The sequence below is a fragment of the Niallia sp. genome (genome assembly GCF_031978665.1).
GTDB lineage: Bacteria > Bacillota > Bacilli > Bacillales > Cytobacillaceae > Niallia.
The window spans coordinates 25,685-37,215 of sequence record NZ_DALZDK010000024.1 but is presented as its reverse complement, the minus strand read 5'-3'; the positions used below and the strand labels follow the sequence as shown (position 1 = coordinate 37,215).

The 11,531-nt window shown below is 32.2% G+C and carries 9 protein-coding genes; 1 reads left to right on the top strand and 8 read right to left on the bottom strand.

Translation table 11 applies throughout. The features are described 5' to 3' along the window. From RTL21_RS14135 to RTL21_RS14100, 8 genes are all read right to left on the bottom strand, one after another. Positions 1-809, bottom strand: an 809-nt coding sequence (locus tag RTL21_RS14135; RefSeq protein WP_312096549.1) for a glucose PTS transporter subunit EIIB, incomplete at its 3' end; no start/stop codon positions are given. Positions 810-936: 127 nt separating this feature from the next. Continuing rightward, positions 937-1,779 carry a BglG family transcription antiterminator LicT gene (gene licT, locus RTL21_RS14130; protein WP_312096547.1) on the bottom strand — a complete coding sequence of 281 codons (843 nt, stop codon included), beginning with the start codon at positions 1,777-1,779 and terminating at the stop codon, positions 937-939. A gap of 406 nt (positions 1,780-2,185) precedes the next feature. Further along, positions 2,186-3,628, bottom strand: a complete 1,443-nt coding sequence (locus RTL21_RS14125; RefSeq protein WP_312096545.1) for a family 1 glycosylhydrolase — start codon at positions 3,626-3,628, stop codon at positions 2,186-2,188. Positions 3,629-3,928: 300 nt separating this feature from the next. Further along, positions 3,929-4,927 (bottom strand): site-2 protease family protein, encoded by a 999-nt coding sequence (locus tag RTL21_RS14120; protein ID WP_312096543.1) that lies wholly within the window; start codon positions 4,925-4,927, stop codon positions 3,929-3,931. Between the two features lie 55 nt (positions 4,928-4,982). Further along, a complete protein-coding gene (locus RTL21_RS14115; RefSeq protein WP_312096541.1) occupies positions 4,983-6,494 on the bottom strand; it encodes a beta-barrel domain-containing protein in 1,512 nt (503 codons plus the stop codon). Next, on the bottom strand, positions 6,481-6,957 hold the full coding sequence (locus RTL21_RS14110) for a hypothetical protein (RefSeq protein WP_016203485.1): 477 nt from the start codon (positions 6,955-6,957) through the stop codon (positions 6,481-6,483). The genes RTL21_RS14115 and RTL21_RS14110 overlap by 14 nt, the downstream gene beginning before the upstream one ends. A 545-nt stretch (positions 6,958-7,502) precedes the next feature. Next, complete coding sequence (locus tag RTL21_RS14105) at positions 7,503-7,829, bottom strand: hypothetical protein (protein ID WP_016203487.1); 327 nt, start codon at positions 7,827-7,829, stop codon at positions 7,503-7,505. Positions 7,830-7,921: 92 nt separating this feature from the next. Further along, complete coding sequence (locus RTL21_RS14100) at positions 7,922-10,138, bottom strand: peptidase domain-containing ABC transporter (protein WP_016203488.1); 2,217 nt, start codon at positions 10,136-10,138, stop codon at positions 7,922-7,924. Between the two features lie 451 nt (positions 10,139-10,589). Between RTL21_RS14100 and RTL21_RS14095 the strand changes: the two genes are divergently transcribed. After that, positions 10,590-11,498 (top strand): Gfo/Idh/MocA family protein, encoded by a 909-nt coding sequence (locus RTL21_RS14095; RefSeq protein ID WP_312096536.1) that lies wholly within the window; start codon positions 10,590-10,592, stop codon positions 11,496-11,498. Positions 11,499-11,531: the final 33 nt, after the last annotated feature.

Below are 11,531 nucleotides of genomic sequence, written 5' to 3'. Positions count from 1 at the left end.
TATACCCCAATTGGTCCGATGAGACCTGCAGTTAACGGAACCATAATCAATAAAGAAATCATTGGAACTGCAAATGTTTGAATAACCTTTGGAATGTATCGATTTAAGAATTTTTCTAAATAAGAAAATAACCAAATAGCTAAGATAGCAGGTATGATTTGACCACTATATTTAAACATAACAATCGGAATTTCAAAAAACCGAACAACATCTCCAATATCTTTCATTAATCCAGTAAAATTGGGTTCTAGTAATGCAGCAAGAATAGCTGCTGATACATAAAGATTTGTTCCAAATATACGTGCGGCAGAGAATGCTAAGAAAATTGGGAAAAAGAAAAATACGGCATTAGAAGCTGCACTTAAAATTAAATACGTACTTCCTGTACTGCTCATTCCAAAATAGGTTGTAAAAATTACTAATAACGCTTTTAACATACCAGATCCAGCTAGCAATGGAACAATCGGAGTGATAATACCAGACATAACATTAAATAACCTTGTTATGATATTTCCGCTTTTCTCTTTATTTTCATTTGAGCTAGAAGAAGATTCCGTTTTAATATTAAATTGTTTTACTATCGCATTATAAACTTCACTAACAGAATTACCTATAATTACTTGAAACTGTCCATTACTCTCAACTACTGAAATAACTCCCTCAATATTTTCAATATCTTTTTTATTTGCTTTCTTGTTATCCTTCAATTTAAATCGAAGACGAGTCATGCAGTGATATAAGCTTATTACATTTTTCTCACCGCCGACATTTTCTATTATAGAATTTGCTATTTTTGAATAATCAGCCATGGTTCTCTTCCTCCTTAAAATAAAATAACCTGAAATGAATGGATATCATGTTGCTATACCACAGCTGCAACGTCTTCCCATCATTTCAGGTTATGCCTTTTTCAGTAACACCCTGATTTTAATTAAATTAATTTTCATTACGATCTGTGACACGATTAATATGCAAGACTAGATAAACCATTTCAGCTTTCGTAATCTGTGTCCCATATCCATTTAGCACATATTTTTCAATCTTTTTGACACATTCAAATGACTTTATATATTTATCCTGGACTTGATCGTAAAGATAATCATCTTCATTTTGAATATGTTCATTTGATAGTATTCTTTGAGCAAAAAACTTCAAGTGTGTTATCAATCTACCATAATTCCAAGAATCTTCATCAAACACTATACCAAAATGATATTGGATAATTCCAAGTATATCTTGAGTGAATTTAGCAATTTTAATTGTTTTTTCAATTTCACTGCCTTCAAATTGCGTATTCACTAAATGCATGGCAATAAAGCTAGCTTCATCCTCATTAAATTGTATTCCCGTTCTTCGCTTGATTATTTCTACTGCCTTAATACCTATATCAAATTCAGCTTTATACAGCTTTTTTGTTTCCCATAATAAAACATTACGAATTTCTTGTCCTTTTTTATATCGCTTTATGGCAAAATAAATATGATCAGTTAATGTCAAAAGTGTATATTCACTCAAAGGTCTATTAAGAATAGTTTTGGCATAAGCGATAATTTCCTCTGCCATTTCTACATAGCGAAGCGGAACTTCCTTTAAGAGATTTGCTAATTTTATTGATAAATCTTGCGTTTGCAGGGTGAATATTTTACTAATTTTACTTTCATCAATAGGATCTCCCGGCTTTAGTTTAAAAGCTATACCATTTCCGAATACGACGATCTCTTGATGTTTATCATTTTTTGCCAAGACAACATTATTATTCAGAGCCTTCTTTAATATCACAATAATCCTCCTTTCCTCATATAAAATTGCATTTCCATTTATTTGATAAAATAATCTATATTCACCTACAAAAAAATTACCTGAAATTGATTACACATTGCAATGGTAATTCCATTACTCATTGTGCAATCAATTCCAGGTAATGCCTTTTTCAGTAACACCCTGTTATATTAAAATTTTCATTCTTCTTATAGGAAACGCTTTCTAAACTTAAGATAATATAAAATTACAAAATAGTCAATTGTTTTTTCTAAATCAAAGATGAATATCCTACATTTTTGGGAACCACAACGATGGGTTCCCTACATACAGCTCTGCTCGATTACTAATCATGTTCCTTTTGCCTGATTAGAAGCAGCAATAGCTCCTTTCGATATAAACCTTGAAAGAAGCTTTCTTTTGCAATTTATATCTCTAGCCTTTCTGCTGATTTAGAAAGCTCTAACTTTTCTCCATTTGATTCGATGATTTTTTTATAATAGTAAAAACTTTCTTTTCTTAAACGCTGCAAGCTACCGCTTCCATCGTTTTGCTTATCTACATAAATAAAACCGTATCGCTTTTCCATCTCTCCTGTTCCTGCTGAGACAATATCAATTGGTCCCCACCAAGTATATCCTATGATTTTACATCCATCTTTTATTGCTTCCGCCATCATTTCTACATGTTCCTTTAAATACTGCATTCGCTCCCTATCGATGATTCTACCATCCTTCTCTACTTTGTCATGGAGACCAATTCCATTTTCCACAATAAATATCGGCTTTTGATAACGGTCTGTAAGTTCGTTACATACATATCGAAGTGCAAGTGGATCAATCGGCCAGCCCCATGGCGTTTCCTTTAAATAAGGATTTTTCTTTCCGAGCAAGCCTCCAGTATTACCTAAAATTTTCATCCCAGCCTCGTGAAGAGAACTCCGATAAAAACTAAATCCTAAGTAATCACAAACTCCCTCTTTTATTACCTGTAAATCTTCTTCACAAATATCTAGCTCTAAATGGTTCTCCTCTACAATTCGTTGGAAATAGGAAGGATATTCTCCTCTAATATGAACATCACTATAAAATAATGATCTTCTTCTTAATTCATTTGCTTCAAAAACATCTTTCGGATTACAAGTTGCTGGATAGATAGGACTTAATGAAAGCATACAGCCAACTTGCATGGAATTATCAATGCCGTGTGCAACATTTACAGCTTTCGCACTAGCGATAAACATATGATGACTAGCCTGATACATATCTTGCAGTTTCTGCTTCTCATTCTCCCCTTCAATATGAAGACCTGCAGCTAACAAAGGTAGTGTATGTGTATGATTAATCTCATTAAAAGTCATCCAATATTTCACTAAGCCTTGGTACTTTTCAAACACAACCTGAGCGTATTTTTCAAAAAAATCGATTAGCTGTCGATTCTTCCATCCTCCATATTCCTTTACTAAATGTAGCGGGGTTTCAAAATGAGATAGGGTCACAACCGGTTCAATATTATAAGAACGCAAGGTTACAAACATATCTTCATAAAATGCCAGCCCCTTTTCATTCGGTTCTGATTCGTCTCCATTTGGAAAAATTCTGCTCCACGCAATAGATGTTCGAAAACATTTCAATCCAACCTCAGCTAATAAAGCAATATCCTCCTTATACGTATGGTAAAAGTCAATAGCCTCATGACTTGGATAAAAAATCCCCTCGCGAACCTCAAGCTTTAAGTTATCAAAACGATTTTTTCCTACAGGAAGGATATCTGCTACGCTCAATCCTTTTCCATCCTCTAAATATGCGCCTTCTGCCTGATTGGCAGCAATGGCACCTCCCCATAGAAATCCTTTTGGGAACTTACTCATACTGTTGCACCTCCATTATTTTTCCATTGCATTAAATGAATAATTTCCTTATCATTTTTTGTAACGATTTCCTTTTGAACCTCATTAGATGAATTAGTAAAAATCATCCAAAGAAATTGCATGACCAATTACCGGCATTTCCATTTTGCTTTCATCTGGTTTTTTATTAACCACCAAATCTTGATCCTCTTCTTTAATACGGAAACCCATTCTACTGCCTCCTTCGTTAACTTTATTATACATTACACAAAGGGACGGTTCTTTTAAGTAATCTTACTCATTAGAACCGTCCCTCTGTGTTCAATATTCCTTTAACTTCAAGTAATAAGAATGGAGTGGATGTTTATTCGCATATCGGGATATTTTATAGTTTTTGAATTCTGTATGTTCTACTAAATTATACTCTATTAGTGTATATAATAATCGCTCAGCAGGAATTCTATTACGTAGCTGCATGGTACTGATAAAGGTAAAATTCGTAATAAACCACGAGATAAAGTGTTGGATTTCCTTAGAATTGGCTTGCTTATTTTTCCCATTATATTCTATTATTCTTTGAATAATTGCGAGTGTATGCTGATCAATTACTTTATTCGATAAAGTATCTTCTATATAGGAATGAAATAGATTTTCCAGAAAGGAATTTACTCTCTTATTAACAACCAACTCCTCTGAAAATACGACTGCTGCTTTCATAGGATTCTTTTGGATAAACTGGAATTTCGTAAAATCACTAGGATGGATGAATTGCGCTAAAAGAATCAGCAAGTTATAAAAAAAGAAAAGATAGCCTATTTCAATTGTAATAGGGTGAAACAATAATAATATTCCTACTAAAACCGACAATAAATTAGCAAATATTCCACCGAAGGATATATAGAAAAAATCTTTTTGAAAGAAGCGGTTAAACACTTCTTTAGAAGTGATTACTTCATTAAAGTTCAGCATAACAAATCCGCCGGAAAACAGTTGAATTGGCCGCAATCTAATATTTCGAAAAGTATTATTATATGCTTCCATACAACCTGCTTTAAAAATTCTAAATGGGTATCCAAATTTATGAGCTAATAAAAGATGTCCCAATTCATGAAATAAAACAGAAAAGATATAAATAATCAAACATTTGACCAGAAAAGATCCAATTGAAAAATTCACCTTTCCAAAAACAGAGTGGAGCAATATAAAGTAGCCTATCGATCCAATTATAATCATTGTCATCATCAAAAGAACAATTAGAATATTCCACCAGAAAGAATATTCAACTGTTTTATCCCACACATATTCAGAAGAACTCGACATATTTTCACATTTATCTATGAGTTACCCATCTCCTTTATTCTGTGTAAAAAAACCTTTAACTTTTAAAACTTAACATTTTTAAGATCCAATCAAAGTATGTTTCTTTTTCATAAACAATTCTTGCTTCCACTGGCATTGATTTTATTGCTTTGATTACTGTTCCATCGCTTGCAGATACCTTCTGTTTTTCTAATATTATTAAACATTTATAAAATATAGCATTCCCATTTTCTGTTTGTTGGGTAATAGTTCCTGAATCAATAGACTTCAATTTCCCTTGTAAAGTTCCATATTTTTGAATATTAACACCTTCCATAGAAACTTTCACTTCATCCTTTAGTTGAACCCTTGAAATATCTTGGGCTGGAATATAAGCTTCTACTTGCAAATCCTGTTCTAAATTCTTTGAAACTTCCGCAATAACCTGATTACGTTGAATCGCCATCCCTGTTTTTACAGGCACTACATAATGAACAATTCCATCATTTTTAGCTTTTATAAATAAAGAAGATTCTTGTCCATTTTGAACACTCATTTGGCTTTCTAATTCTACTAACTTAGTTTCAATCTGACTTCTTGCAGCTCCAATTTCACTAATAAATTGATTGTAGAGTTGCTTAGCTTGGGAAACTGGTTGCTTATTTTGATTCTCTAATTGTTCTATTTCTGTATCAAGATTTTCTAATTCACTCTTCTTAGCTTCCATTTCTGCCTGTAGTTGCTCTTTTTTTGCGATACTCTCTTCTTCACTTTCAATAGAATTCAACTCTTTAGTAAGTTTCTGTATTTCTTCTTCTATGTCCTCTATTTCTTTTTCATTTTTTCCAAGTACTTCTTCATCTGCATTTTCAGTAGAATTTTCATTTGTCACAGCTACTTCTTCGTCTAAATTTTCAGTGGAACTTTCATTCATTTCTGCTAATGATTGCTGCTTTTTATTTATGCTATCTTGTAACTGCTCTCTCAGCTTACTATTTGTTGAAATGTTTTCTTCAATAGTGCTGATATTGCTTTTAAGATTCTGTATTTCTTCTTTTACTGAGTCTATATTCGCTTCTTTTTCATTAAGCTGTTTATCAATATTCGATTGATCAAATGAATCACTTCTCAATTGCAATAAATAATATTCTACTTTTCCATAGTATTCCTGCTCTGATCCTTCATTGTTCATCAGGTTTTTTTGTTCTTTCAAGGATTCTACATAACGATCCATTATTTTAAGTTTTGCATTAAGCTCTTCCAGTTGTTCCGCAAACGCTGATGATTGCAATCCCTCTTGCCCATTAGAAATAATAAAGAGAACATCCCCAGTCTTTACGTTTTGCCCTTCCTCCACATTTATATGCACTATTTCCCCATCGAGCTGAGAAGAAATAAGCTGGTTATCATTAGTCGTGATAACACCTGGAGCTTTGACAATATACGGCTTAGCAATTGCTTTAGAAATACATACTGTAAAAATCAAAATAATTGCCAAGAAAAAAATAAAAAAACTTAAAAATGCTGGAGGTCTTTGATCAAAAAATATTCTCGAATTTTTTAATTCATTTTGATTATAAATTTTCATTTTTTATCACTGGCCTAAAAATATCAATTATTGTATGTTCAGGTTCATTTGCGATGTATATATTATATATACTTCCATCTGTTTCTAAATCATTTTCATATAAATATAAATCTAACTTAGTATGTGCGAAATTTAAATGATCAGCTTTTCCTTCAAATCGAACATATATGCAATTATCACAGGTATGCAAATGATTTGTTTTAAATCTTTCTTTATGTAAATGATAATCATGAGCCTGTAGCATCACATCATAATCAAAAGTAATACTTCCATCTTCATGAATATTTGTACCATGTGACTTTGTGATGAGAGGTCCATAGGTTTGAATATTTAATACTTTTATGTAGTTTAAGAACTTTTGGATTTCGGAATCTAAATGATCCATCTGAATATTTCGCAATTCTTTAATAATAACGTTCTTCAATACTAATCTTTTATTTTCTTTCACTTCCAGTTTTCCCATCAATATGCCTCCTTATCATTTAGTATCTTATTTCTTTAACATTTTGGAATCAAATATATTCGATACTCCCAGAAATATCCCTAAAACAGATCCTAATTGCAAATTACTAAAAGAATAAATTTCAGATAATAAGAAGCTTATAATTCCACATAAGAAGAAAACAATCGAAAATATTGCTTTTTCCTTTCCAGAATCATTGATTTTTTCATGCAACTTTTCCATCCAGGGAAGCTTTTTATTTAAGGCAATAATTATAATCCGTATAAACAGGTAAATTGGTATAGCAATAAGCAATATTACGAATAAATCAAAAATGAAATCCATATTTTCCGCTCACTTTCCTAACTGCAGAATTTTAAATAATGCAGGCACTTTTCTACTACTATTTTTTAAAAAATTAGTAGTAGATGTGCCCACAAAGTATACTTAATAAATTGAAAACTAAGTATTGTTTTTTTATTACTTATGGTACAAAAGGATGCTAGTTTTAACCGTTATCCTAGTATTTCTAGCAAGCCAAAATTAAACCCTCTAAATAGATGGTATTACTTCCACTTGCCTTTCTTTTTACCAAGGACATAAATCCCTGCAACAGTACCCGCAAAAGCAACAGCAATTCCTGCAGCCAGCCATGGATTATACCAGCACCATAATATAGCTGAATCAATAGCTCCTGCTAACCATCCTGCTGCACTGTTCATTACTGCTCCAACCGCACTTTTAGAAACAGCACTTTTAGCAAGTGCAGCAACTCCTGCAGTTATAAAGCCTAATGCAAATGATTTAGCCTTCCCCCAATCTACTCCTCCATCCAAATATTCCATTTCTTCTTGCTCTAACTCTACATATTGCTTTGGTAAAACTAGTTCCATAGTGAATTCCTCCTTTTCATTTTTTCTATGGATTTATATAAAGTACCAAATGGCACAGTATATCATGCAATAAACTTTCAAACAGACTTTGTTTACTCATAAACCATTTGTTCGTTTTCTAGAGTTGGAATGATAGTAGGTGTCTCATTACTCATTTGGTGAGCAGCCATTTTTGCATATTTTCCATTAAGCTCCATAAGCTCTTTATGTGTACCTCTTTCTACTATTCGACCATCTTCAACATAGTAAATGATGTCACAGTGGATGATTGTTGAGAGCCGATGGGCAATTATAATGGTAGTTTTCTTGTTTTTTTGATTAAAAATAATATTCTGAATTTTATTCTCACTAAAGGAATCTAGGTTAGATGTCGCCTCATCAAAGATAAAAATATCTGGGTTCGTGATAATCGATCTTGCAATAGCAATTCGTTGCTTTTCTCCCCCAGAGAAGTTACTTCCCCCTTCTTCTACAAAGGTACCATAACGATTTTGAAGCTTTTCTATAAATTCATTTGCCCCAGATTTTTTGCAAGCTAAAACCATTTCCTCATATGTAGCTTTTGGATTTCCAACTCTTAAATTTTCAATAATAGTCCCTGAGAATAATTCTATATTTTGAGGAATATATGCAATCCGAGATCTTAAATAATGATAGTTAATATCTTGAATATCATATCCTGAAATAGATATTTTCCCTTCCTGTGGAGACATAAATTTTAATAGCATGCGAGAAATTGTACTTTTCCCAGCACCACTTTCGCCAACGAAAGCAACTTTTGCCCCCTGTGGAATGGTTAAATTCAAATTTTCAATAATAGGTGGTCTAGATCCATAGGCAAATGTAACATTTTTAAAGGATATATCCCCATTCATCTCTACTTCTGAGATTAAATCCTTTTTACTATCTTCACGTTCAATGGTCATTAATTCGCTCAATCGCTTCATTGCAATCTGGGCTTCCTGAAAAGTTAATTGTAAAGATACAAGACTTTGAATTGGTTCAGTAAAGTATTGACTTAAAGTCTGAAAAACGAGTAAATCTCCGATACTCATATTTCCATTAATAATGCTGATAGCTCCAATTCCCATGAATATCAAATTACCAAGAGAATTAACAAACATTGAAATAATCCCTTGAATATTCGTAAGTACTCCCTCTCGATAATCTATCTTAAGAACGGATACAAATTTATTTTCTAATCTATTAATTTGTGCCTTTTCATCCCCTTGTGACTTAATCGTTTCAATATTCTTCATTGATTCAATCAATTGGGAATTTAGCATCGCTCCCGCTTCCATTTGCTCTTGATTTAACTTTTTATAAGGTTTTTTAAAGAAATAAATTAATACTATATTTATAGCAACCATTATTAGCAAAATAGCGAATAATTTATTATTCAAATTCCACAGAACAATGCCAGTAACACCGGCAAGAAGAATATCCATCACTAACGAGATGGAAACTGTTGTAAAAATGTCCTTAATAGTCATCGCATCTTGAAATCTAGTAATTATATCTCCAACTTTTCGTGTAGCAAAAAACTGATAGGGTAAATGAATAATATGATTATAGTAACCTAATAAAACAGGTATATCGACTTTCCTTGATAAGTACAACAGGATATGCTGTCTAAAAGCAGTTAAAAGATTTTGCACTAATGTAACTACACCAAAAATAACCAGAAAGATATATAAGCTATTTTTTAATTGAAAGGGAATTATCTCATCCATCAAAATTTTTGTGAATAGACTAGAAAGAATTCCAATAACACTTAATAATAAAGAAGATAGAATAATGGTAAATAATAGACGCTTCTGCGGTACGATCAAAGCAAGAAATAAATCTAATAACCCTTTATTTTTATATGATATTTTTTCAAATTCACTAGTCGGTATCATTAATATAAGTACACCCGAAAATGACTTTTCAAATTCATCTAAGTCCATTTTTTTTAGCCCCTCATTTGGATCAGCAATGAGAAGTCGGTCATTTTTTAAAACTTTATGTATTACTACAAAATGATTTAGTCCTTCCATCAAATTCATATGTGCTATGGCAGGGAGCGTAATATCATCTGTTATGTCCTTTGCCGTTGTCCTGATGGCCCTTACATTAAAATTCAATTTCTCAAATCCATCTACTATTCCTTTTACACTTGTCCCATATGCATCTGTACCAATGATCTCCCTTAATTTCATGATAGACATTTCACTCTTGTATTCTAGTAAAATGGTCGACATAACAGCTGCAGCACAATCTGAAGCGTCATGTTGCATGGTACATGGGTATTTACGAAAAAATCTCAAATGGCTCCTCCTTATCTGATATTGGGGTTAGTTACTACCAATATTCATCAAGTAAAGATTATGACGATATCTATCATCTATCAAAAAATGAAGCTTTTTTGTAGAAAAATAATGTTTTGTGTAACAGAAAATGATCTATCCCTATTTAAATATAGTGTATTTATACATTTAATGTTTCTTAATACTCCAAAATACTCTAAATGTTAATATTATTATAACTCGAATCTAGTAGAAAAAAATAAGTCTTTTTGATTATTTTTCCAATTAATTAGCAGTACTTTTTTTCCTATTTATTGGAATTTAAGGAAATTTTCTATTTAAGCTTACTTTATCGACAACATTTGTAAAAACATACAATATGTTTCAACATCCTCACTGTTCTATCCTTGGTTCCAAACCATTCTTTATACTATACTAGAAATAAATCGACATACTTATTGAGGTGAATACATTGAAAATTGGTCTAATTGGATTGGGAGATATTGCGAAAAAAGCTTACTTGCCTGTACTGTCTGAAAAGGAAGAGATTGAACTCGTTCTGTGTACAAGAAATGAGGATACACTAAACAAACTATCTAAGAAATATCGAATAGAGGAAACGGTTCGAACGGTTGATGAACTAATTAACAAAAAAATTGATGCAGCATTTATCAGTACAGCTACAGAAGCTCATTTTGAAATAGCAGAAAAATTGTTGGCAAATGGTATACATATATACATTGATAAGCCTATTTCATTGGATTATCAGGAAACAAAGAGAATTGTAAACCTCGCCAAACAAACTGGTAAAATAGCAATGGTTGGATTCAACAGAAGATTTATCCCAAAAGTGAAGGAATTACGGGAACTTGGGAAAGGAAATCTCATTCTTATGCAAAAAAATCGCTATGCTGCACCAGACTATATAAGAAGATTTGTTGTAGAGGATTTTATTCACGTCATAGATACCCTTAGATTTTTGATGGGTACTGAAGTAAAAGATGTAAAGGTAGAATGCCTAAAAGAAGGAGAAACGCTGAATAGCTTAGTAATCCAACTTATTGGAGAAGGCTGCATTTCAATTGGAATAATGAACCGAAATGGCGGCGTAACTGAAGAAATTATTGAATATTCCACAGGAAAGGATAAATATGTTGTAAACAGCCTTGTTGAGACAACCCACTTCCATAACAAAGAAATCCACATTTCTAAATTTGGAGACTGGGAACCGACCCTATATAAACGTGGATTTTATCAGATAATCGACCATTTTATCGATTGTATTCAAAACAATAAATTCCCAGATCCATCAATTGACGACTCATTGAAAACACATGAAATTTGCGAAAGAATTGTTAGGGAAACAGAGGGAAGGTTCTAATTCATCCCTCCTTAACGCTATAGCAAATAAATG

Coding starts and splice junctions, on each gene's coding strand:
- RTL21_RS14125 (WP_312096545.1), bottom strand. CDS start 3,628: ATGAGTAAGTTCCCAAAAGGATTTCTATGGGGAGGTGCCATTGCTGCC.
- RTL21_RS14115 (WP_312096541.1), bottom strand. CDS start 6,494: ATGAAAATTTATAATCAAAATGAATTAAAAAATTCGAGAATATTTTTT.
- RTL21_RS14105 (WP_016203487.1), bottom strand. CDS start 7,829: ATGGAACTAGTTTTACCAAAGCAATATGTAGAGTTAGAGCAAGAAGAA.
- RTL21_RS14110 (WP_016203485.1), bottom strand. CDS start 6,957: ATGGGAAAACTGGAAGTGAAAGAAAATAAAAGATTAGTATTGAAGAAC.
- RTL21_RS14120 (WP_312096543.1), bottom strand. CDS start 4,927: ATGTCGAGTTCTTCTGAATATGTGTGGGATAAAACAGTTGAATATTCT.